Annotated in this window: 22 protein-coding genes and 1 pseudogene; 7 read left to right on the top strand and 16 right to left on the bottom strand. The window is 64.1% G+C overall.

What is annotated here, in order from left to right:
* Positions 1 to 6 precede the first annotated feature (6 nt).
* The 13 genes and pseudogenes from rplS to C4900_RS08910 all read right to left on the bottom strand — a co-directional run bounded on the left by rplS (position 7) and on the right by C4900_RS08910 (position 9211).
* Positions 7 to 351 carry a 50S ribosomal protein L19 gene (gene rplS / locus C4900_RS08970; RefSeq protein WP_110136897.1) on the bottom strand — a complete coding sequence of 115 codons (345 nt, stop codon included), beginning with the start codon at positions 349 to 351 and terminating at the stop codon, positions 7 to 9.
* A gap of 4 nt (positions 352 to 355) precedes the next feature.
* Positions 356 to 1089: pseudogene (trmD, locus tag C4900_RS08965) on the bottom strand (tRNA (guanosine(37)-N1)-methyltransferase TrmD).
* Position 1090: 1 nt separating this feature from the next.
* The gene (rimM, locus tag C4900_RS08960; protein WP_114282972.1) at positions 1091 to 1609 is read right to left on the bottom strand and encodes a ribosome maturation factor RimM; all 519 of its coding nucleotides are present in this window, start codon (positions 1607 to 1609) and stop codon (positions 1091 to 1093) included.
* 4 nt (positions 1610 to 1613) lie between these two features.
* Complete coding sequence (gene rpsP, locus C4900_RS08955) at positions 1614 to 1853, bottom strand: 30S ribosomal protein S16 (protein WP_065969359.1); 240 nt, start codon at positions 1851 to 1853, stop codon at positions 1614 to 1616.
* Positions 1854 to 1924: 71 nt separating this feature from the next.
* Positions 1925 to 2626: an MlaA family lipoprotein gene (locus tag C4900_RS08950; protein ID WP_083995688.1), complete on the bottom strand. Its 702-nt coding sequence runs from the start codon at positions 2624 to 2626 to the stop codon at positions 1925 to 1927.
* A 64-nt stretch (positions 2627 to 2690) separates the two neighbouring features.
* Positions 2691 to 3266 (bottom strand): endonuclease III domain-containing protein, encoded by a 576-nt coding sequence (locus C4900_RS08945; protein WP_211306862.1) that lies wholly within the window; start codon positions 3264 to 3266, stop codon positions 2691 to 2693.
* 101 nt (positions 3267 to 3367) lie between these two features.
* Entirely contained in the window at positions 3368 to 4117 is a 750-nt protein-coding gene (locus C4900_RS08940) for a pseudouridine synthase (RefSeq protein ID WP_065969365.1), read from the bottom strand.
* The gene (gene scpB / locus C4900_RS08935) at positions 4114 to 5082 is read right to left on the bottom strand and encodes an SMC-Scp complex subunit ScpB (RefSeq protein WP_114282971.1); all 969 of its coding nucleotides are present in this window, start codon (positions 5080 to 5082) and stop codon (positions 4114 to 4116) included. The genes C4900_RS08940 and scpB overlap by 4 nt, the downstream gene beginning before the upstream one ends.
* The gene (locus C4900_RS08930) at positions 5079 to 5846 is read right to left on the bottom strand and encodes a segregation and condensation protein A (protein ID WP_065969369.1); all 768 of its coding nucleotides are present in this window, start codon (positions 5844 to 5846) and stop codon (positions 5079 to 5081) included. The genes scpB and C4900_RS08930 overlap by 4 nt, the downstream gene beginning before the upstream one ends.
* A gap of 4 nt (positions 5847 to 5850) precedes the next feature.
* On the bottom strand, positions 5851 to 7068 hold the full coding sequence (locus C4900_RS08925; protein WP_065969372.1) for a tryptophan--tRNA ligase: 1218 nt from the start codon (positions 7066 to 7068) through the stop codon (positions 5851 to 5853).
* The gene (locus C4900_RS08920) at positions 7068 to 7721 is read right to left on the bottom strand and encodes a site-2 protease family protein (RefSeq protein WP_065969374.1); all 654 of its coding nucleotides are present in this window, start codon (positions 7719 to 7721) and stop codon (positions 7068 to 7070) included. Before C4900_RS08920 ends, C4900_RS08925 begins: the two co-directional genes overlap by 1 nt.
* Before the next feature lie 12 nt (positions 7722 to 7733).
* On the bottom strand, positions 7734 to 8369 hold the full coding sequence (locus C4900_RS08915; RefSeq protein ID WP_065969375.1) for an L-threonylcarbamoyladenylate synthase: 636 nt from the start codon (positions 8367 to 8369) through the stop codon (positions 7734 to 7736).
* Positions 8369 to 9211 (bottom strand): PHP domain-containing protein, encoded by an 843-nt coding sequence (locus C4900_RS08910; RefSeq protein ID WP_170132489.1) that lies wholly within the window; start codon positions 9209 to 9211, stop codon positions 8369 to 8371. Before C4900_RS08910 ends, C4900_RS08915 begins: the two co-directional genes overlap by 1 nt.
* A 29-nt stretch (positions 9212 to 9240) precedes the next feature.
* Between C4900_RS08910 and C4900_RS08905 the strand changes: the two genes are divergently transcribed.
* From C4900_RS08905 to C4900_RS08890, 4 genes are all read left to right on the top strand, one after another.
* Positions 9241 to 9972 (top strand): hypothetical protein, encoded by a 732-nt coding sequence (locus C4900_RS08905; RefSeq protein ID WP_141689214.1) that lies wholly within the window; start codon positions 9241 to 9243, stop codon positions 9970 to 9972.
* A gap of 183 nt (positions 9973 to 10155) precedes the next feature.
* Positions 10156 to 10455: a YciI family protein gene (locus tag C4900_RS08900; RefSeq protein WP_114282969.1), complete on the top strand. Its 300-nt coding sequence runs from the start codon at positions 10156 to 10158 to the stop codon at positions 10453 to 10455.
* Positions 10452 to 10712 carry a BolA family protein gene (locus C4900_RS08895; protein WP_065969381.1) on the top strand — a complete coding sequence of 87 codons (261 nt, stop codon included), beginning with the start codon at positions 10452 to 10454 and terminating at the stop codon, positions 10710 to 10712. Before C4900_RS08900 ends, C4900_RS08895 begins: the two co-directional genes overlap by 4 nt.
* A gap of 8 nt (positions 10713 to 10720) precedes the next feature.
* Positions 10721 to 11554, top strand: coding sequence for a peptidylprolyl isomerase (locus C4900_RS08890; RefSeq protein WP_065969384.1), 834 nt, complete (start codon positions 10721 to 10723; stop codon positions 11552 to 11554).
* Between the two features lie 67 nt (positions 11555 to 11621).
* Here C4900_RS08890 and ligA read toward each other — a convergent pair whose 3' ends face one another.
* Genes ligA through smc form a run of 3 tightly spaced genes read right to left on the bottom strand, consistent with a single transcriptional unit; the run spans position 11622 to position 18265 of the window.
* The gene (gene ligA / locus C4900_RS08885; protein WP_065969385.1) at positions 11622 to 13649 is read right to left on the bottom strand and encodes an NAD-dependent DNA ligase LigA; all 2028 of its coding nucleotides are present in this window, start codon (positions 13647 to 13649) and stop codon (positions 11622 to 11624) included.
* A complete protein-coding gene (locus tag C4900_RS08880) occupies positions 13646 to 14743 on the bottom strand; it encodes a cell division protein ZipA (RefSeq protein ID WP_065969386.1) in 1098 nt (365 codons plus the stop codon). The genes ligA and C4900_RS08880 overlap by 4 nt, the downstream gene beginning before the upstream one ends.
* Positions 14744 to 14746: 3 nt before the next feature.
* Positions 14747 to 18265 (bottom strand): chromosome segregation protein SMC, encoded by a 3519-nt coding sequence (gene smc, locus C4900_RS08875; protein ID WP_065969387.1) that lies wholly within the window; start codon positions 18263 to 18265, stop codon positions 14747 to 14749.
* A 54-nt stretch (positions 18266 to 18319) separates the two neighbouring features.
* On the opposite strand from smc, the gene queF reads away from it, so the two are divergent.
* The 3 genes from queF to C4900_RS08855 all read left to right on the top strand — a co-directional run bounded on the left by queF (position 18320) and on the right by C4900_RS08855 (position 22793).
* Positions 18320 to 18703 carry a preQ(1) synthase gene (gene queF / locus C4900_RS08870; protein ID WP_065969389.1) on the top strand — a complete coding sequence of 128 codons (384 nt, stop codon included), beginning with the start codon at positions 18320 to 18322 and terminating at the stop codon, positions 18701 to 18703.
* A 2-nt stretch (positions 18704 to 18705) separates the two neighbouring features.
* Positions 18706 to 19968: an FGGY-family carbohydrate kinase gene (locus tag C4900_RS08865; protein WP_114282968.1), complete on the top strand. Its 1263-nt coding sequence runs from the start codon at positions 18706 to 18708 to the stop codon at positions 19966 to 19968.
* Positions 19969 to 21524: 1556 nt separating this feature from the next.
* Positions 21525 to 22793 (top strand): bifunctional diguanylate cyclase/phosphodiesterase, encoded by a 1269-nt coding sequence (locus C4900_RS08855; protein ID WP_065969392.1) that lies wholly within the window; start codon positions 21525 to 21527, stop codon positions 22791 to 22793.
* The last annotated feature ends 3 nt before the right edge of the window (positions 22794 to 22796 follow it).

Below are 22796 nucleotides of genomic sequence, written 5' to 3'. Positions count from 1 at the left end.
CGCCGCCTAGACGCGCTCGCGGATACGCGCAGCCTTACCGGTCAGCTCGCGCAGGAAGTAGAGCTTGGCGCGCCGCACCACACCGCGACGCTTCACCTCGATGCGCGCAATGTTCGGACTGTGCAACGGGAACACGCGCTCCACCCCTTCGCCATAGGACATCTTGCGCACGGTAAAAGACGAGTTGATACCGCGGTTCTTGCGCGCGATGACTACACCCTCGAAGGCCTGCAGACGCTCCCGTTCCCCTTCGACGACCTTCACCTGGACAGAGACCGTATCACCCGGTCCGAATTGCGGGACGTCCTTTTTCAGGAACTCGTTCTCTAATTCCTTGATGATATTACTCATAACCTTACCCTCGGTATTCCTGTTTGAATTCTTCTAAAAGCCGCTTCTGTTCGGCATCCAGTTCCCGCCCCTCCAAGAGATCCGGACGGCGGAGCCATGTACGCCCCAGGGACTCCCGCAGGCGCCACGCCCGAACGCGTTCGTGGTCACCCGACATCAACGCCTCCGGGACCCGCTCATCACGCCATAGCTCAGGCCGAGTGTAGTGCGGATGGTCCAGAAGCCCTGCCACGAACGAGTCCTCGCGCGCCGAGTCCTCGTGTCCCAGGGCCCCCGGCAACTGGCGCACGACGGCATCGATTAATACCGCGGCCGCGACTTCCCCCCGGACAGCACATAATCGCCTATGGACCACTCCTCATCCACGGCGGCGCGCACGATGCGCTCATCCATGCCTTCATAGCGACCGGCCAACAGAATGAGATGTGGCCGCACTGTGAGTTCCATCACCGCAGCGTGGTTTAGCACCCGCCCGGCCGGCGACAGATACAGGACCGGGGCCTCATGATGCGCCCGCACCTCCTCAATCGCGCGCGCCACGGGCTCGGCCATCAGGACCATGCCCGGGCCGCCCCCGTAGGGCCGGTCGTCTACGGTCCGCCGCTTATCCAGAGCAAAATCCCGCAGATTCCAAAACCGCAGCGTGACGATACCGAGCTGCGACGCCCGCCCTACGATGCCGCACTCGCAGAATCCGCGCACTGCCTCCGGAAACAGCCCGATGACATCGATATCCACATCAAAAGTCCGGGTCCCAGTCCACGACCATGCGCCGTGCGTCCTTGTCGACCCGACGAACAACCGCCGGGATATAAGGGACGAGCCGCTCCCGATCAGCCCCCCTTACCACCAGTACGTCGTTGGCGCCGGTCTCCAGGAGCCTCTGCACATGCCCCAGGACCACACCGTCGACCGTCTCCACTATCAGCCCCAGAAGCTCGCCCCAGTAATATTCCCCAGCCGCCAGCGCCGGCAGCGCCGAGACCGGACATTCGATCGTTCCGCCCGTCCAGCGCTCAGCGTCCTCGCGTACCTGACATTCGGCGATGCGTACGATGAGACCCTTGCCATGGATCTGGGCCTCCAGCACCGTCGGCGTCTCCACCGCACCGGACCGCTGACGCACGCGCCATGGCTGGTAATCCAGGACTGTCTCGGATCGCGTCGTATGCGGTTGGATACGCAACCAGCCGCGCACGCCGTAGGCGCCCGCCACGCGGCCCACCTCGATCCACTCAGGGCGCGCCGGGTCGGGCATGATGTCAGGAGGCGCTCTTTAGCAACCCCGCGACCCGTTCCGAGGCCTGCGCGCCTCTCTCGAGCCAATACTGCACACGCTCACGATCAACACGCAGACGCTCCTCGGCGCCGCTCGCGATCGGGTTGAAGAACCCCACGCGCTCGATAAAGGCCCCGCTCGCCGCGCGGCGCTTGTCGGCGACCACGATCGAATAGAAAGGCCGCTTATTGGCGCCGCGACGGGCCAAGCGTATCGTTACCATATTTCCCCCATGAAGGCGCCCAAGGCGCTGAAATCCGGTAATTTTACCTGGACTACGCCAGAAAGGGAATCCTAGTGGCCGGCACGGCGGCGACGGATGAGCCCCCGACGTTTTTGCCAGAACGCATCACGCGCGAACGTATACTCGTGTCCGCCTGCCGCCAGCTCCATGAGCAGGCCCTGATGCAGGTAATGTGATCGCGTATTGACAAGCTGCGCGCCGTAAGCGCCCCACATCGCCGACGGGTCACTCAAATAGGTGGGGGGGTTGGTGAAGCTGTCGAGGCCCAACCCTATGGCATCACGCACGTCGCTTGGACCAAAGAGCGGCAACACCACATAAGGACCGCTACGTACCCCCCAGACCGCCAACGTTTCCCCGAAGCCCGCGTTATGAGCGGGTAAACCAAGAGGTGTCGCGACATCGATCAGGCCGAGCAAACCGAGAGTCGAATTGACGAGAAAGCGTGCGGTCTCGAGAAATGCCGGACCTGCGCGACCCTGCAGTGACTCATTGACGATCACCCTCACATCATCAAGGTTGGCGAAGAAATCGCTGATCCCACGCCGCAGCGGCAACGGTGTCAGTCCAACATAGGCCTCAGCAGTCGGCTTCAGGAGGACGCGATCCAGGTGCTGGTTGAAAACAAAAATCTTCTTGTTTAGCGGTTTGAGTGGGTCGTCTGGGCCATGTGCCGGGCGCATACCCGTGGTTGCGCAGCCACCCAGGAGCATGGTCGCCGCCATGATCACTACCCCCCATCTTTGCGCCATCACCCCTCCTTAATGTCTCTGCAACCCCAGATCGCAGACCCGCACACCACGCGCTGAGCCATAGCTACCGTCCACCAACGCCTTTGTCCGGCCCCGTAAACGAAACGGCCCGGCACCGCGGTCGCAAGATACATTCTTGGCACAACGGCCGTGTTCGGCACGTCGTCTTCGCGTGTTCGACGATCAGCGCATGGTATTCATTATAGAGAACCGGGTCATGAGGCAGGGCTCGTTCGAAGTGCTCCCGCATATCCTCGTAGGTCTCGTGGCCCTGCACAAAACCCAGGCGCGCAAAGAGCCGTCGCGTATACGCGTCGATCACAAAAACCGGGCGACCAAACGCGTAGAGAACGATATCGTCCGCCGTCTCCGGTCCGACGCCATGGACACCCAGTAGTCCGGTACGTAGCGCTTGCGTCTCCATCCCGTGAAGCACCTCCATGTCCCCTTGGTCGACGACCCACCGGCACAGGGCCTGGAGCCGCTGCGCTTTGACGTTATAATAGCCTGCGGGGCGTACTGCGTCGGCCAAGGCATCCACCGGTAAGGCCGCTATAGGTGCGGCCTCGAGTGCTACGATGCCCTTCATGCGCTGCAGCGCACGCTCCACATTGGTCCACGACGTATTCTGGGTCAACACCGCCCCAACCATGACCTCAAAAGGGGAATCCGCGGGCCACCAATGCCGCGGCCCGTAACGTGCGAAGAGGTCGTGATAGACACGAACGAGGTGGGAGGCCTTCACCGGGGTTTTTGCGGAGCCACTAGGCCTGCGACGGTATAAAGCTCCGCCACCGCTGGCGCGGCAAGCGGGCGACTGCAACCTGGTCGCAAGGTTCGCGGTAAGTCCACCGGGCCATAGCCGATGCGGATCAGACGGCTCACCACGAGCCCCGCGGCGGCAAACAATCGCCGGACCTCGCGTTTGCGCCCCTCCATAATAGCAACGTGATACCAATGGTTGGCACCATCACCGCCCGCATCCTTCATCTCCGTAAAGCGCGCCATCCCATCCTCCAGCATGATGCCTCGCGTCAATTGCGTAAAGGCATCCGGGCTCGCGCGCCCAAGAACGCGCACAGCGTAACGGCGCACGACACCCGTCGAAGGATGCATGAGTCGCGCCGCCAATTCCCCATCGGTCGTAAACAGCATGAGACCAGACGAGTTGATATCCAGTCGTCCCACGGCCACCCACCGTCCCTGACGAATCGCCGGGAGCTTGTCGAATACAAGCGGGCGACCCCCAGGGTCACTTCGCGTACACATCTCGCCTGTCATCTTATGGTATATGAGCACCCGACCTTTCGGGAGCGGACGGTGCCCCAGACGCCAACCATCGACTACGATGTCCCCACTGGGATCGACCCGTTCCCCAAGCGTCGCCACCCGACCGTCGACCTTGACCCGCCCGGCCGAAATAATCCGCTCCATCTCACGCCGTGACCCGAGCCCTCGCTGCGCCAGGACTTTCTGCAGTTTCTCACTCACAGGACCTCCCCCGACCCGCCCCCCTCAGACTCGGTGGCCTCAGGTTCGGTGGCCTCAGGTTCGGTGGCCTCAGGTTCGGTGGCCTCAGGTTCGGTGGCCTCAGGTTCGGTGGCCTCAGGTTCGGTGGCCTCAGGTTCGGTGGCCTCAGGTTCGGTGGCCTCAGGTTCGGTGGCCTCAGGTTCGGTGGCCTCAGGTTCGGTGGCCTCAGGTTCGGTGGCCTCAGGTTCGGTGGCCTCAGGTTCGGTGGCCTCAGGTTCGGTGGCCTCAGGTTCGGTGGCCTCAGGTTCGGTGGCCTCAGGTTCGGTGGCCTCAGGTTCGGTGGCCTCAGGTTCGGTGGCCTCAGGTTCGGTGGCCTCAGGTTCGGTGGCCTCAGGTTCGGTGGCCGAAGGGTCTCCCGATAGACCCATTGGCACGAGCGCCTGGACTGCCTCATCATCAGTCGCAACCCGCAGCTCACTCAGTGGCGGCAACTCGCTCAGTGACGTCAAATTGAAGTTCTCCAGGAAGGCGCGCGTCGTCCCGTACAAGGCCGGCCTTCCCGGAACCTCTTTCGTCCCTACTTGCCGAATCCATTCCCGCGATAATAGTGTTTTTATGATATCCGAGCTCACCGCCACACCGCGAATCGCCTCGATCTCTCCTCGGGTCGTCGGTTGCCGATAAGCAATGACCGCAAGCGTCTCAAGAACCGCACGCGAGTAACGCGCTGGCCTCTCCGCAAACAGGCGATTTAACCATGGCGCATACTCCGCGCGGGTTTGGAGCCTATACGCCTTGTCTATGCACTGAAGCTCCAAGGGGCCACCGTTGCACGCGTTGCGAACATCCTCGAGCGCCTGTAGAAGCTCCTCTCGTTCCGGCCGGGCTTCATCGGCGAACAAAGACCCGAGACGTTCCAGGGTGAGCGGCTCCCCTGCGACAAGTAAAGCCGCCTGTACGATATCCCGAATACGTACCTCGCTCATGCGGCGGCCTTTAAATGAATGGGCGCAAACGGCTCGTTTTGAACGAGCATGACCAGGGATTCCCGCACCAACTCCAAAATTGCCAGGAAGGTGACGACAACACCCCGCTTTCCTTCACCTAGCTGAAAAAGCATAGAAAATTCCGTGAATCCATCTGAGCGGACCCGCTCAAGGATATGCGTCATTCGTTCCCTTACCGACAACGGTTCACGCATCACCCGGTGATGGGCGAACGCATTCTCGCGTCGCAAAACCGCGCGCAGTGCGCTCAGAAGATCCTCCAGGGTGACCGTCGGCGCTGGCCGCTCGCTATTCCGGCCATCCATGGGTATCTCTGGCAAAAACAGTTCACGCCCGACTCGCGGCCTCGCCTCGAGACTCTCGCATACTGCCTGGTAGCGTTCATATTCCAGCAGCCTTCGCACGAGCTCGGCACGCGGATCGGCCTCTTCTGGATCCGCCGCCACAGGCCTTGGTAGCAACATGCGCGATTTAATCTCGGCAAGCATCGCCGCCATGACTAGATAATCTGCGGCAAGCTCGAGCTTGATCGCCTTCATGATCTCCACATAGGTCATGTACTGGCGCGTCACCTCCGCGATCGGGATATCGAGCACATCGATATTTTCGCGACGGATGAGGTATAAAAGCAGATCAAGTGGCCCGGCAAACTCCTCAAGAATGACCTCGAGGGCATCCGGGGGAATGTAAAGGTCTTCGGGGATACTGGTCCATTCCTCCCCGCGAACCAGGACCGCGCTCATGGTGTTACTCCCACGCCAAACCCATGGCCCGCCGGACGTCTTCCAGCGTTTCCTCCGCCGCTTCCCGAGCGCGACGCGCCCCCTCGGCCAGGATCGTTCGAATCCGGGCGCTGTCGCGTTCCAACTCATGGGCTCGCTCGCGAATCGGTGCAAGCTCGGCATTGACGGCATCTATGACCGGTTGCTTGCACTGAAGACAGCCGATGCTGGCGGTCGTGCAGCCATTCCGCACCCAGGCCTTCACATCCTCTGGGGAATAAATTTCATGGAAGGGCCAAACCGGGCAAAGATCCGGATTACCCGCATCCGTCCGCCGTTTGCGTGCGGGATCGGTGGGCATCGTCTTTATCTTCTTCGCCACAACGTCCGGATCCTCTCGCAAGCCGATAATGTTTCCATAGGATTTCGACATCTTTTGGCCATCAAGGCCCGGCATTCGCGACTGTGGCGTGAGCAAGGCCTGGGGCTCAGTGAGGATCAGGCGCCCATGGCCTTCCAGATACCCGAAAAGCCTTTCCTTATCGCCTAAGGTCATGTTCGCCTGCCGCTCGACAAGGGCACGTGCCGTCTCCAGGGCCTCCTTCTCCCCTCGCTCCAGATAGGCCTCGCGCAGATCCTTATAGGCCTTAGCGGCCTTGCGGCCCATGATGCGCAGGGCCTCTTCGACCTTCTCCAGAAAGCCCGCCTCGCGCCCATAGAGATAATTGAACCTTCGCGCCACCTCGCGGCACAGCTCGATATGCGCCACCTGGTCCTCACCCACAGGTACAAAGGCTGCACGGTAGGCGAGGATGTCAGCGCTCTGCAGCAGCGGATAACCAAGAAACCCGTAGGTTGCGAGGTCACGCTCACGCAGTTTTTCTTGCTGGTCTTTGAATGTTGGGACGCGCTCCAGCCAGCCAAGTGGCGTGATCATCGACAACAGCAGATGGAGTTCCGCGTGCTGGGGGACGTCCGATTGCACAAACAAAGTGGCGTTCTGGCAATCGACGCCGGCGGCCAGCCAATCGATGACCATGTCGCGGACGCTCTCGGCGATGATGCCGGGGTCTTCGTAATGCGTGGTCAGGGCATGCCAGTCGGCAACAAAGAAAAAACAATCGTATTCATTCTGAAGACGCACCCAATTTCTGAGGACGCCGTGATAATGCCCGAGATGGAGCCGTCCGGTCGCGCGCATACCGGACACGACTCGCGTAGCCGACGGTAGGACAGACGACATTACCCCATCCTGCTCAAGGCGAACACGAGACCTCGCAAGATCGCCACCGGGGGGCCCAGGATAGAGCCGAGCACGCCGGTGCCGACGAGCAACAATAAGATCCACAGACCGTAGGGTTCGATGCGACTATAGCGCGCGGCCAAGCGCGCCGGCAACAGTCCGGCCACCACGCGGCTGCCATCGAGCGGCGGCAACGGCAAAAGATTCAAGACCATCAACACGATATTGATCGTGATCCCGGCAATGCCCATATAGAACAATGGCCGCGCCGCCCACATCGACGGCAGGTACGTTGCCAACCGTCCCACCAACGCCCATAGGAGTGCCATGAGCAGGTTAGCCCCCGGGCCTGCCAGCGCCACCAACGCCATGTCTCGCCGCGGTTTGCGCAGATTCGACCAGGTGATGGGCACAGGCTTGGCCCATCCGAATATGAACCCAGCCTGCATCAGGATCAAAAGCCCGGGAATCAGGATCGTGCCCAGAGGATCGATGTGCCTGATCGGATTGAGCGACAACCGCCCGAGGCGCTGGGCGGTCGGGTCCCCGAGGCGCTTTGCCATCCACCCATGCGCCACCTCGTGCAAGGTTACGGCAAACAGCACTGGAAGCGCCCAGATCGAAAAGGTTTGCAAGGGGTTCAGGGCAGTCATGGCGGGAGTATATCAGCCCCCATCGCGCGGCGCGAACATGGACGTGTCCCCCATACCGGCGCGATGCACCCGGAACTCCCGGTCTTCCCAGACCAGTACGCTGGTCAGATCTCCTGGAGACGGCCCGCCGTCTATGACGAGATCGACGGCATGTTCCAGACGCGCACGGATCTCCACCGGGTCGTTTAGGGGTGCGTCGTCGCCCGGCAGGATCAGGCTTACACTCATGAGCGGGGCCTTGAGCTGCGCCAGCAAGGCCTGCGTCACGATGTGGTCGGGGATGCGCACACCGATCGTTCGCCTCTTGGGATCCAGCAGTCGTCGTGGGACCTCGCCGGTGGCCGGCAGCACGAAGGTATAAGGGCCGGGGGTATGGGCCCGGAGGATGCGGTACACACTGTTATCGACGTGGGCATAGGTCGCCAGATCCGAGAGATCCCGGCAGACAAGCGTGAATGGGTGCTTCGGATCGAGCTCTCGCAACCGGCAGATACGGTCCCTCCCCGCCTTGTTCTCAAGCGCGCAACCCAGCGCATAGCAGGAGTCAGTCGGATAAACGATCACTCCTCCCTTTGTCACGATATCCACCGCGGCACGCACCAGCCGCGCCTGGGGATTATGCGGGTGTATCACAAAATACTGGGCCATCACCCGATCTCCTGCAACGCGATCTGCGGCCAGCCGTCCCACACTGGCCGGCAATCGCCCGGGAGATCCGGCAATCCCCCCGGCCGCGGGCGCCATGGCAGGGCCTTGTGGAAATCGGACCCCACCGAGGCGTGCAGCGCGTATTTTCGGGCAAGCCGCGCAAGCCGCCCGATCTCACCCGCATCGAGCCCCGCCGTGACCACTTCGAGCGCTGCTCCCCCCGCCTCGGTAAAGGCGCCTACCAGTTGCGCCAGGCGTCCGCCGCTCAATCGGTAACGGATGGGGTGCGCGAGAACGGCACACCCCCCGGCGCCCTTGATCCAGCCGACCGCGGCGGAAAGATCCGGCCATTGTGCCGCCACATAGGCAACCGTCCCTCTGGTCAGGAAGCGCTTGAACGCCCGCGTCCGATCGGGCGCGTGGCCGTGAGCCACTAGCCAATCGGCCACATGGACGCGGCTCACGATCCCCGGTCGCTCCAGGATCGATTGCGCCTCCCCGAGACCCGCCGCGGCGAGCGCCGCCACCATCGCCCGGCCGCGCTCGATGCGTATCTCGCGTAGCTCCTCCAGGGCCCGGCGCAGGCGTACATTTCCGGCATCGAGCCCGAGCCCGACCACATGCACGGTCAAACCCTGCCAGCTCACCGACAGCTCGACGCCGGGGATGAGTTGGAGGCCGAGGCCGTGGGCGGCGCCGACGGCCTCATCGACGCCGGCCATGGTGTCGTGGTCGGTCAGGGCCAGCACACGTACGCCGGCCGTCACGGCGCTTGCCACCAGCAACGCCGGCTCGAGCTCCCCATCCGACCAGACTGTGTGTGTATGCAAATCGTAGTACAATTGTTCCACCTTCCGGTCGACGAGGCCTCATGATCCCTATACCCGCACCGCGCCATGCCCTTGAACACCTCCGCCGGATACGCGGTATGTTCCTGGCGGTCTGGCGCCCGCAAGGCAAGACCGGTCGGGAAAACGATCCAGCCGCGCTCATCACCATGCTCGAACAGTTTTTTACCATGCTGGCCGAGCTCGATGAGCGCTATGGACCAGAGGCGGCCTTGCCCGACGACGATGCGACACGCCTCGGGAATACCGGGCTGCTCACGCTCGCCGAACTGAGCGAAATCGGCCAACAGCTTGGCCTTACCAAGGCCAAGGCCGAACTCGAACGGCTCGCGGTCTCCATAGGCGACTGGATCATGCGTCACCATGGACACGTGCGCACCCTGGACCCCATTGTAAACGGGCTGGCGGTGATGGCCAATGAACTTCATGAGCCGGCGTCCCTGGAGGACATGACCGACTTCATGGGAAAACTCATGCAGGCGACCGCGAGCGACATCGCCGCCGACTCCGACAAATCCGACGATCGACGCCCATGGCGCATCCTGCAGCTGAACCGTGCCATCGTGGCCACCCGTTCCTATAATATCGAACTCATGTCGCGAGTCTTCGACGATCTCATCCAGGGGCTCCCCGGGGATGCCAAGGACTTCTTTCGGGAAGGGATGCGTCAAATGCAGGTCGTGCAATATCCGGCGCGGGTGCGCGCCGTCATGACCCACTACTTCCAGGCGCTCGCCCAAAACTCCCTCCATTGACACGGCCGGGGCCCGCCAATACTGCGAGCGGGCATGCGTAGGGCGTCACAAGGATGTGCGCGCCCGGTTTCCCGCAAAAAGAATGGCGCGGCGCCTTTTAAAACCCTTTATTCCTGACAGGAGGGCGCATACGATACGCGCTACACGATCCGCCTGGCCGAGTACGCCTGGCAGAGGGGCTTTATGCTGTACATGATCCTGGGGACACTCGCACCCGATAGCAGCGCACGTCGCGAGGCCGCGCGGCCGGGGCATCTCGATCGCCTGCGCACACTGCAGGATGAGGGCCGGCTGGTATTGGCCGGTCCGTGCCCCGCCGTGGATAGCCCCGATCCAGGACCGGCCGGCTATAGCGCAAGTCTCATCGTCGCGGAATTCCCGTCGCTCGCCGCAGCCCACGCCTGGGCCTCCGAGGACCCCTACACGCGTGCCGCCGTGTACGAGGATGTGACCGTACGACCGTTTCGTCAGGTGCTGCCGTGAGCCTCAGCGACGCAATCAGCGAACGCCTGAAAGAGGCCTTCGCGCCCGCCGAGATTCTGGTCACAGACGACTCGCTACAACACGTCGGGCACGTCGGCGCCGGCAATGGGGGGCATTACACGGTGCTGATCATCGCCGAGCGCTTCCGGGGTTGCAGCCTCCTCGAACGCCATCGCCTGGTCTATGAAGCGCTCGCGGGCCTTCGTAAAGACATTCATGCGCTATCGATCCGCGCCCTCGTTCCCGGAGATATCTGATCACGCCCATGTCCCGATTTCGTTTTGCGCACGCATGGCTGCTCATCGTCACGACGATCACGGCGTTCCTGACCGGCTGCCACCCTGGCACGACAATCGACCGAAGCCCTACGCTGGCGACGGTCAACGGGGAACGCATTACCGAGAGAGATTACCGGGACTATGTGCGTGCCCGCGATCTGCAACAACCCCCCTTGCCCCATAACGCGCAAAGCCGAAAGATCATCCTAAACGAACTTATCAATCGCGTCATTCTCGCGCAGGCGGCGCGTAAGGCCGGCCTTCAACGACTACCCGCGGTGCACGTCGCCCTGAAGGAGGATCGCGAGAACATCCTGGCGCGCGCCATGCTAAAGCACTTCCTCGCCACGCACCGGATCACGCACGCGGCCCTGGAGGCGCTCTATCGTCAAGAGCTCCTCCACACCCCGCACGAGGAGTACGAGGCCCGCCACATCCTGGTCGCGACCCGCGCCAAGGCCCTGGCCATCCTCCAAAAGCTGCACGATGGCGCGCGTTTCTCGGTACTCGCGCGCCGTTACTCCCTGGACGGCTCATCCGCCGATCAAGGAGGGGCGCTCGGGTGGTTCAACGCCGCCGACGTCCTGCCATCGTTCTATCGGGCACTAGCCACCCTGCATACCGGCGAGATCTCGCCGACACCGATCAAGACCCGCTTTGGTTGGCACATCATCCAACTGCTGGCCAAGCGTCCGTACACACCCCCGCCCTTCGCGGCGGTCGAGACGCGCCTTTACCGGTCGCTGGAACAACAGGAGGTCGACAACATGATGGCGGCCATGCGCCGCAAGGCGGCCATCCGTTACCTGTCGACATCCTGACCTCGCGCGCCGCGCCGCACTAGCGATCACGTCGGTTGGGACGCGCGGCTTTAGCCCCTCCGCCATGCTATGACGCGTCGTCCGTAACCGGGCCTTTACCGAGCCATGCGCGCAGTCCTTGCTCATCTATGACCGGTACGCCGTACTCCCTGGCTCGTTTCACCTTGCTGCCCGGATCGCGCCCGGCCACCACGAAATCCGTGCGCGGCGAGACACTTGAGACGACCTTCGCCCCAAGACCTTCGAGGGCCGCGCGCGCCTGTTCGCGCGTCATGCCCTCCAGGGTCCCTGTGAGCACCACGGTCTTGCCGGATAGCGGTCCACGGGCCGGCCTCTCCAGTGCCGGCCAGCGAACCCCCGCGGCCTGCAGACCGGCGATCACGGCGCGATTATGGGGCTCGGAGAAGAACACGGCGATGGCATGCGCGACTACCGGCCCGACATCGGGCACCGCCGTGAGTTCATGCTCGTCGGCCGCCATGAGGGCCTCGAGACTCGCGAAGTGCTGCGCCAGGGCGCGTGCGGTGGCCTCACCCACCTCCGGAATTCCGAGCGCGTACAAAAAGCGAGGAAAGGTCGTCACACGGCTCGCGGCGATGGCCTGCGTGACCTTGGTTGCGGACCGCTCGCCCATGCGTTCGAGGCCCGCCAGGTCCGAAACCGTCAGCTTGAAGAGATCGGTGACCGTCTCGACAAGACCGCCGTCGACCAACTGTTCGACCAGTTTGTCGCCTACGCCCTCCATATCCAAGGCCCGTCGCGAGGCAAAATGACGGATCGTTTGGCGCCTCTGCGCCTGACAGACGAGACCACCCGCGCAACGCGCCACCACGCCCTGATCGCGCACCACCGGGGACCCGCACACCGGACAACGGTCTGGAAAGCGAAATGGCTTGGCATCGTCCGGGCGTTTATCAAGCACCACGCCGACAATCTCGGGGATCACATCACCGGCGCGGCGCACGCTCACCCAGTCCCCGATGCGCACGTCCTTGCGAGCCAGCTCATCGGGATTGTGTAAGGTCGCGTGGCTCACCATCACGCCGCCGACGGCCACCGGTGTCAAGACTGCAACCGGCGTCAAGGCCCCCGTACGGCCCACCTGCACATCGATGCGCACGACCTGCGTCACGGCCTCCTCGGCTGGGAACTTGTGGGCTACCGCCCAGCGTGGCGTGCGCGACAGCTCCCCGAGGAGGCGCTGCTCAGCGACCTCGTTGACCTTATAGACCACGCCATCGATCTCGTAGGCAAGCTCACCGCGACGGCGTCCGAGATCCGCGTAATATCGTAGGCAGCCCTCATAGCCCGTCACCACGCGCCGCTCGGGATTGACCGGCAGCCCAAAGTCCGCAAGACAAGTGAGAAGCCGCTCCTGGGTACGCGGCGCATCGCCACCGGACCAATCGCCGACACCATAACAAAATAACCGCAAGGGACGTTGCGCACTGATCGTCGGATCGAGCTGGCGCAGGCTCCCCGCGGCCGCATTGCGTGGATTGGCGAACGGCTTTCCGCCCTGCGCCACCTGCATCTCATTCAGGCGCAGGAATCCGTCGCGCGGCATGTAGACCTCGCCCCGAACCTCCAGGACACGCGGCGGCGCGGCGCTCTGCAGGCGCAAAGGGCAAGTGCGAATCGTACGCACATTAGCCGTCACATCTTCTCCGGTGGTGCCATCGCCGCGCGTGGCCGCGCGCACCAGCAACCCGTCTTCATAGCGCAGGCTTACCGCCAAACCATCGAGTTTGGGCTCTGCGACGTAAATGACATCGTCATGTCCCAGACGCTCGCGCACGCGTCGATCGAAATCGGCAAGCTCTTGCTCAGAAAAGACATTCGCCAGCGATAGCATCGCCTGCCCATGGACCACCGGGACAAACGCCGTGCTCGGCCGCGCCCCCACTCTCTGCGTGGGTGAATCGGGCCGCGCGAGATCGGGCCGCGCGCGCTCGAGTGCCACGAGCTCGGCGAACAGCCGGTCATACTCGGCATCGCTGATTTCCGGGTCGTCCAACACATAGTAGCGATGATTGTGGTAGTCAAGCGCAGCGCGCAGCTCGGCCGCGCGCGCGTCGGCCGCGTCTCGCGTCATGGCGGGAACAGGCGCACGGCATTCAGGCTCCCTGGCGTGATGCCGTGCTGCACCATATGGTCGGCCATGTCCTGAATCTGGGTGCGGATCGCCCGGAGGCCGGCATCCGACAGCGGCTTGCGATCGGCGTCAAACAATTTTCCCCCGAGGCGTCGCGCCAGCACCCGCGCCGCCTCCACCATATCCGTGAACGCCGCCAGCGGATCAGGCACCGACGGGACCGACATGAACAGCGTAAGCCCCTGTGTCTGAAAGACATCGAGGCGCAAGGGATCGAAGGATCCCGGTTGATAGAGGTTGGCAAGGCTGTAAAGGTGGCGGCACGCACCCGCCTCCGGGTTTTTGCGGTGAAAGATGTTACGCGCCCCGAACTCCAGGTGCGCCTCATGTGCCGCGCGCTCGATGGCCGGCCCCCGGAACACCGGGGCCGAATCCGCAAGCACATTGATGGTCGCTATGACATCAAATGTGCTACAGAACTTGTCGAGCGCGCCGGCCCGTTCCAGGGCCTGTTCAAACGTCATATTGAATCGCGTCGGGCGATCCAAGGCATCGGCGAGCTTCAATCCGATCTGCGAGAGCGCGTTCAGCTCCGACTCGTTCACCGCCCCCGACCGGTCGGCCAGCTGCAATGCCAAGGCCAGCAACCCGTAACGGGCGGTCGCCGGATCCCTCGATAGGTTACCCCACGACTGAGTGCCCTCCCGCTGGCCATAAAGTCGATGGGGTTTGTCAATCAGATACTCGCTTTGCTTATAGATCCCGAGGGCCACATCGCGCTCGACCATGGTATCGCCCGGCAGAAAAACGATGAAATCTATGCTTCCGAACGGCTCTTCCAGGCCACCTTCCTCGGTCGCCGCGGTCTTGGTCCCCTCCGCGGGCCCTTCGGTCTCGGGACGCAAGACGCGTCGCTCGCTCCATGGCGGCGCGCTATCCTCGGATGGCGCCTCGGCGATTACGCCCCGCCCCTTGAATCGCCCCTCGAACAACGCCATCAGGCCGCGCTTGATACGCCCACGATCATAGGCATTCAGTGCCACGATGGCCATGATCAACAGGCCGAGAATGATGAGTGCGCCTCGCAAACCCATGTCTTACGCCTCCGCGGTCTGCCGTGCCACCATGCCGAGCGCCTCTTCGACGTCCACGCTCACAAGCCGCGATACGCCGGCCTCGGCGGTGGTCACCCCGAGCAGCACATCGGCGGCCTCCATCGTTACCTTGTTATGGGTGATAAAGAGCAGCTGACTCTTCTTTGCGAGTTCCTTCAAGGTCTGCGCAAAACGCCCGACATTGGCCTCGTCGAGTGGTGCATCGACCTCATCTAGAAAGCAAAAGGGCGCCGGGTTTAATGCAAACAACGCGAAGATGAGCGATACCGCGACCAGCGCCTTCTCACCACCCGACAACAACTGGATCGTGCTATTGCGCTTGCCCGGCGGGCGCGCCATGACCGTGACGCCGGTCTCCAGGAGGTCTTCGCTGCTCAAAAGGAGCTGCGCGTCGCCGCCTCCGAAGAGTCTCGGAAAGAAGGCCTTGAAGTCCTCATTGACGCGCTCAAAGGTCTCTTTGAAGCGGCTGCGCGTCTCACGATCGATCTTGCGAATCGCCTCATCCAGCAGCGCCAGCGCCTCGCTCAGGTCGGCGTGTTGTGTGTCCAGAAACTCCTTGCGGCGCGACTGCTCCTCGAATTCCTCGATGGCCATAAGGTTCACGGCCCCGAGCCGTCGAATCCGCTCCCCGAGATCCGCGAGTTCGCGCTCCAGCGGTTCGGTATCGACATGATCGTCCAGATCCTGGGCGAGGTGCGCGATGTCTTCCTCCACCCCTTGGGCGCGCAGTCCTTCCACCAGCGCATCACGGCGCACCTTCAGTTCATGGACCAGAAGCCGCCTCTTGTTCGCCTCCTCCTCGGCGGCGCGCGTTGCGGCGTCGACGTCATGGCGCACGCCATCGGCACGCCGCAACGCCTGTTCCTTGGCATCCAGATCCTGCTCGGCGGCGGCCAGCGCCGTCTGCACCGCTGCGCGCTCCAAGAGCAGCCGTGCCAATTCTGCCTGCGGCTCGCGTTCCTTGGTGAGCGCCTCCTCGATCTGCCGCGCCACCGTCTCCCGGCGCGCTCCCAAGCGACTCAGCTCGGCACGTGCACGCGCCAGCCGTTCACGCAGCCCGTCCCGCGCAGTCCGCGCCTGCTGCTGCGCCATCGCCAATTGGTGACGCTTGTCGGCGGCCGCACGCAGCGTGGCGCGTGCCGCCTCGAGTGCCGCCTGATGGGTCTCGCGCTGCGCGGCGAGCGCTGCCAGAGCCGCCTCGCTCTGCGCTGCGACCTCGCGCGCGCGTCGCTCCTCGTCCTCTGCCCGTTCACGCTCTACAAGACAGGCGTCCAGCTCCTTTTTGATCTCGTTGAGCTCGGCCAACAAGCGATTATGGCGTGCGGCCCGGCTCTGTTCCTCGGCGTGCGCGCGTTGCACCGCGCCATGCGCCTTGGTACGGACATCGGCGCACCGGTCCAGAGCGCGACGGGCCTCGGCGCGCTGTCCCTCGAGGGCCTCGAGTTCCGCGCGCGCACCATCCCGGGCGCGCTCGGCCAGCGCCAACGCCGCACGACTCGCCTGCTCGCGTCGCGCCCACTCGGCAATCTCGCGCTCGCGTGCCAACACCCCGGCACGCTCATCGTTCTCGCCGGCAAAACTGATTATATCCCGGCCGACGCATACCCCTTCCGGGGTCACCAGCGTTTCGTGCGCCGACAGACCGGGACGTTCGGCCAAAGCCTGCGCGAGCGATGCCACGGGACGCACGCCACCAAAGAGTCCTGCCACCGAAAATGGCGCGCGCACCTTGCCGCCAAGCCCCGACGACACGTCCTCGGAATCCACGGTCTGGGGCTCGAACAGCACTACCGGGGTCTTCTCCAGGGGCGCCACGCGTTCCGGCGTGACCGTACCCGCAGGCACACAGAGCGCGGCAATCCTGGCACCGAGCCAGCGCTCGATGGCCCGCTCCCAACCGGCATCCACATCCAGCTGGGTGGCCAACCGCGGCGCCTGCGAAAGGCCCTGTTCGCGTACCCAGCGGCTCACGGCCTCATGGCCTGTTCGCAAGGCCTGCGCCTGCATGCTGCGCAACGAGGCCAGGCGCGCATCTGCGGCCTTGACGGTCCCGGCTTGCTCGGCCACCTCGTGAGTGGCCGTCTCCAGGGACTGGCGCTGCATGGCCAGCCGCTCCTCGAGACCGGTCAGCCGCTCCTTCGCGTCCTCGTAATCACGATCCGCGAGATTCGAGGCCTCGGTAAGGGTCGCAAGCCCGCTCCCACCGCTCGCCCCGACACCCTGTGCCTCGCTTTCCAGGCGTGCGGCGCGACGCCTTAGGTCCTCGCTGCGCGTCGTCAGGCGCGCCGCCTCGCTACGCGCCGCGGCACTCGCCCGCACCGGCCCTTGGGCCTCAAGGCCTGCCGCCTCGAACGACTGCCGCCAGCTATCGAGCATGGCCTCGGCGTGGCGTTGCGCCTCAGCCGCGGCACGCTCTTCGGTGCTCGCCTGATCCTCGGCGGGGGCAAGCTGCGCCAGTTCCTGCGACAGCGACTGCTCGCGCTCCTGATCCGCAGCCAGCTCCCGATCCAGGCGTTCACACTGGGCGACAAGATTCTGCTGCTCGGCGCGCCGTTCGGCGGCCAGGGCGCGCCCATGCGCGATCTCCTGCTCGCGCTGCGTGACCTCGGTGGCCACCGCGTAGGCACGCTCGCGCACCGCGCGCACCGTCTCGTTGCTCTCGTCGCGCGCCACGCGCAAGGCCTCGGTCTCCGCCTCCAGGGCGCGTTGCCGGGCGCGCGATGCCTCCACCGCCGTCACCGCCTCTTCGGCGGCCTTATCGGCGGCTTCGATATCGTGGGTGAGGCGCCGGAACTGGGCCCCGGCCAAAGTCAGACGCAGGGCACGCTCGCGTTCCCGCCAGACCTTGTAGTTTTGCGCCGCCGCCGCCTGACGCTTGAGGCGATTGAGCTGGGTGTCGAGTTCGCCACGTGTGTCGTCCAGTCGCGCCAAGTTCTCGCGCACATGGCGCAGACGGTTCTCGGTCTCCCGGCGTCGCTCCTTGTAGCGCGAGATACCAGCGGCCTCCTCGAGAAACAGGCGCAGATCCTCGGGACGCGCCTCGACGATCCGCGAGATCATGCCCTGCTCGATGATGGAGTAGGCGCGCGGACCGAGACCTGTCCCGAGAAACAGATCGGTAATGTCCTTTCTGCGACAACGCGTCTTGTTCAGGAAATAATCCGATGCCCCGTCGCGTGATGCCTCGCGGCGCACAACGATCTCCGCATAGCGGGCGTATTCACCGGGCGCACGGCCGTCGCTGTTATCAAATACAAGCTCCACCGACGCCTGGCTCACCGGCTTGCGGCTCGTCGATCCACTGAAGATGACGTCGGCAAGCGTGTCACCGCGCAGATGGCGGGCCGAGCTTTCCCCCATCACCCAGCGAACGGCGTCGATGATGTTGGACTTCCCGCAACCATTGGGACCCACGATACCGACGAGATTGGCGGCCACTGGCACCGTGGTCGGGTCGACAAAGGATTTGAAGCCCGCGAGCTTGATCTTCTTTAAGCGCATGAGACGTCGTGATCGGCTACAATGGGCTGCAAAGCTAGCACACTAGAGACGGAAATGCCTACCGAACCGACCAAGCAACTCGAGACCTTCCCCAACCCGCATCCGGAACGCGACTATCAGATCCATATCCGCATCCCGGAATTTACCTGTCTCTGCCCTAAAACCGGCCAGCCAGACTTCGCTGAACTCGATCTCGTCTATGTACCGGATCGCGCGTGTGTCGAGCTCAAATCCCTGAAGCTCTACGTCTGGTCGTACCGTAACGAGGGGGCATTCCACGAGGCTGTAACCAACCGTATCTTGAGTGATCTGGTGGCGGCCACGGCACCCCGCTATATGGTGCTTACGGCCCGATTCAACGTCCGTGGCGGCCTCTACACCCACGTCATCGCGCACCATGGCCAACGACCACCCGGACTGCCCGAACACGGCCTTTGAGAATGGCCCGGGAACGGTTATTTCTGGGTGTCGACCTCGGCACCTCAGGGATTCGCGTCGCCACGGTTGACGAAACCGGGCGACGGCGCACCATCGTCACGCGCATCTGGCCCTGCGGCCAATCCTGGAACCCGGCGGCCTGGTTACACCATGCCCTGCAACTCATCACCCTCATAAGCCGTGGTCGGCCGTCGGCCGAGATCGCCGCCATAGCCGTCGATGGCACCTCCGGGACCGTGTTCCTCTGCCATCCCTCCCATGGGCGCCCGCTCACGCCGGTGCTGGCCTACGACGATGGCCGGGCGCGCGCCGAGGCCGAGGCCCTTGCGGCGGCAGGCCTCGCGACAGGGCCCGCCTCCGGCCCCTACGGGGGACCCGCCAAGCTTTTGTGGCTTATCCGGCATTACGCGCAGACGCGTGCGGTTCTGACCGCGCAAGGGCCATGGCTCACCGGTATGCTGACCCGGTGCCACCGCGTCTTGGACGAGCACAACGCCTTGAAGCTTGGCTTCAGCGGACAGTGGGCCGAGGGCCTCGCGCGCGCCCCCACAAGCGCCTACCTCCCGAGCGTAGTGCCGGCGGGCACACCTCTGGGCCCTCTGCGCCGCGATCTCGCCCGCCGTCTTGGCCTGCGCGTAGCGCCACTCATCGTCGCCGGAACCACCGATAGCACTGCCGCATTCCTGGCGCTCGGGCCATTGCCCCGGGGCTCTGGTGTCAGTTCGCTCGGATCGACCCTGGTCTTGAAGATCGAGAGTCCGCAGCCGGTATTAGTCCCGGAGTCGGGCATCTACAGCCACCGCCTTGCCGATACGTGGCTCGTGGGCGGGGCCTCGAATAGCGGCGGCGCGGTGCTTGCCCATTATTTCGATAGGGCCGCGCTCCTGCGCCTGTCCGCCGAACTCCCGCTGGTCTCCGACACCGGTCTCCATTATTACCCGCTTCTGAAACCCGGTGAACGCTTCCCGATGAACGATCCGACGCTTGCGCCAAGACTCGCTCCGCGGCCATCGGACGACCGGTTATTCCTCCAAGGTCTCCTCGAGGGGCTCTCCGCCATCGAGGCGCGCGGCTACGCGCTCCTGACCGCGCACGGCGCCCCGCGGCTACAGCGCGTCGTGACGACCGGCGGCGGCGCGTGCAATGCCGCGTGGCGCACGATCCGGGAACGGGTGCTGGGCGTCCCCGTGAGCACAATCACTGACCGGCCGGCAGCGCTTGGCGTGGCGCATCTGGCGCGCTCGGGATGGATGGCCCAACACTGATGACCTACAGCGGGAGACCTCGGCTCGACTGGCAACCCAAACAAGGCATGACACACAGCGGAGTCCATCTCCGCTGGGGCAGCGTTGGGACAGAGACGATAGGGGGCGTTGTGATGGCGCATGGTCTCATGATGGGGGTCTCGCGCCGCCCTACCACCCTCTGAGCCGCGGCCTGATTACTGGCGGAGCACTGCGGCCCTTTCTGGTAGGTCAGGCATCAGCGGTGACCGCCCGCTATCAGCGGCAAGGGGTCCAGGAAGGGCTTTAGCGCCGGCCGTACGGAGGCCTTGCCGGCGACTCCGACCGGGCTCCAGACCACGCCGCTTGCGTGCCCGAGCGCCGCCACCGGTCGCCACGGAGACTCGCCCTCCAGCGAACCCGGCAGACCTTGCCATCAAGCGCTCACCTTGCGCGCACACCCGGTGACCGCGGCATCGGCTACGCCCTGCATGCGCCGCCAACCCCCTAGACCACGTTCCGGCGCCGTGATATCGACCGCCGGCAGCAGGCGGCGGATCGTGGGCTCGGACGGGGGTCCATAGGGGCTATCGGCGGCACAGCAGGGCCGGCCGACGTTTGGCCCATAGGCCGCCGGCCGCCGGTTCCTGGGTCGTGCTGATCATGGCACACAGAATGAGGCGATACGCGAGCGCTGGCTATGGCGCCGCCCCGCCCGGCACATCGGCCCTCCAAGAACCCCGGCACGCCACCAGCGCGGCGGCGTGCGCATCGCTTCGTGTCAGGGTCTTCACCTCCTGGCAGGGTCGGTCGGGATGCGCGCATGGCGATGACAGGTGGGCCGGGCCTTCTCGGGCAGCGGATACACCCACATCCGCTTCGGGGCCCACGCGCGACGGAGGCCTCGTGGGGCGGTGTAAAGCCGCGCGTGGGCCCGAGATCGATGCCTAGCCGCTTGCCAATCGGTCCCCAGAAACCGGGCGCGATCGACGAAGGTCGCGGCGCACATCGGGCCATGGCCGCCGACCGCCTGCCCATCGCCCACAAGTCGCGCGAGGTTCGGGCCCAGGATACGCGAGGCGCGACTCTTCACCCGCACCCCAGGATCAGGACCCGCCGTGCCGCCGGCAATGAGCAGCTGTTTGCGATAATGCGCCCATCCGTGGCCACTGGAGGGCCTGCGCCCGGCCGACCGGGCATCGTGCGGGGCACACAGCGGCCGCCTACGCCCAGCTAAGGAGTGCCAGCTCCGCGCCATCCCGTTTCGCACCCACAAGCCGCGTCCCACGAGTGCGGTCGGCCCGCGGTCGTGGTGGGCCTGCATCAAGCGCCGCGGCGACACCGCCACCGCGCCATCCCGGTCAAGGCAGCGCATATCTGTCGTAGCAAGACGCACACGAAAAACGTCAGGGGATCCGATGCCCTCTGTCTTATTCAGGACCTACGGGGAGCGCGACGGAATCCTACCGGCTCTGCCAGGGGATATTTACAAAGGATGGTGCTGCATTTTCTCTTGGACAGACACCGATTCATGCATTAACGTATACTGAATCTCGTAAAAACGTTGGCGATTTTTTTGTGTTAAAGAGGACTGCATCATGTCGATGTCCAATCCGGGCGATTCTATAAGCGTACCGAGCCGCGCCGCGCTACAACAAACAGTGGCGACGCGCATGGAGCTCGGAAAGCGCTTTGGCGTCATCTTGTGCGATATCGACCGGTTCAAGCTGATAAATTACAGCCTCGGGCGTGAATTCGCCGACCGGGTGCTACGCCAGATGGCGGAAGTCCTGCGCGAAGTCCTCGGAGCGGACGCTACCGTCGGCCGCTGGGGCGGCCCGGAGTTCTTGTGCGTGATCAACGAGACCCACAACGTCGACATGCTCGTCGAGCGTCTGCGCCAGCGCATCGAGCGACTCGTGATCCTATCCAAGACGAGCCGCATTCACATCACGGCGAGTTTCGGTGTGGCCAGCTTTCCCGAAGACGGTGGCGGCCCCGCAGATCTTTTGAACGCGGTCGAGGCGGCGCTCTATCATGCCAAGGACTCGGGGCGCAACCGCGCGGTGCGCGCCACCACCGTTCAAAAGCGCCTGCTCGGTATGGGCGCCGCCCTCGAGGCGGCCCTTCACGAACAGCGCGTTGTCGCCGCCTACCAGCCCATTGTCGATCTTCATAGTGGCCAGGTCGTGGCGGAAGAGGCGTTGGCGCGCATGCTCCTTCCCAACGGGCGGGTTCTCGCCGCCGAGGAGTTCATCGAGGTTTCCCAGCACCTCCAGCTCACCTACAAGATCGACCAGAGTGTCATACGTGCGACCTTGGAACGGTGCATGGCATCGCTCCGCGATAAAACGCCGCTCGTGCACTTCGTAAACATCTCCGCCGACCTACTGCGCCACCCCGAGGTCGTTCAAGACCTTCTTGGGCTCATCGGCAAATATTGCGATGCCTGCCAGAACCACGGAAACACCCACGGGACACTGGTCCTCGAGCTGACCGAACGCGAGCTTTTCGCAGACAGCCGCAACGTCCGCGACCTGCTCATGGCCTTCGTCAACGCCGGCCTCAAACTCGCTCTCGACGACTTTGGGCGTGGCTATTCCTCGTTTCAGTACCTCGCCGACCTACCGTTCTCGTTTCTAAAGCTCGAAGGGAGTCTCGTAAGCCGTATCCACGAGCCGACCGTCCGCGCAATCATTCAAGGCATCCAGCGCATTGCCGAGGAACTGAAGATCACGACGCTCGCTGAGGGTGTGGAGACCGCCGAGACCGCCGCCATCATCAAGGATCTCGGCATCGATTGGGCCCAAGGCTTTCTCTATGGACGGGCCAGCGGGCAGCCGACTCTCGCCGCCCGCCAGTCCTGATCC

Origin of the sequence: Acidiferrobacter thiooxydans (assembly GCF_003333315.1) — a bacterium.
Taxonomy (GTDB): Bacteria; Pseudomonadota; Gammaproteobacteria; order Acidiferrobacterales; family Acidiferrobacteraceae; genus Acidiferrobacter; species Acidiferrobacter thiooxydans.
Note: the sequence above shows the minus strand (reverse complement) of the source record. Positions and strands in the feature narration are given on the sequence as shown.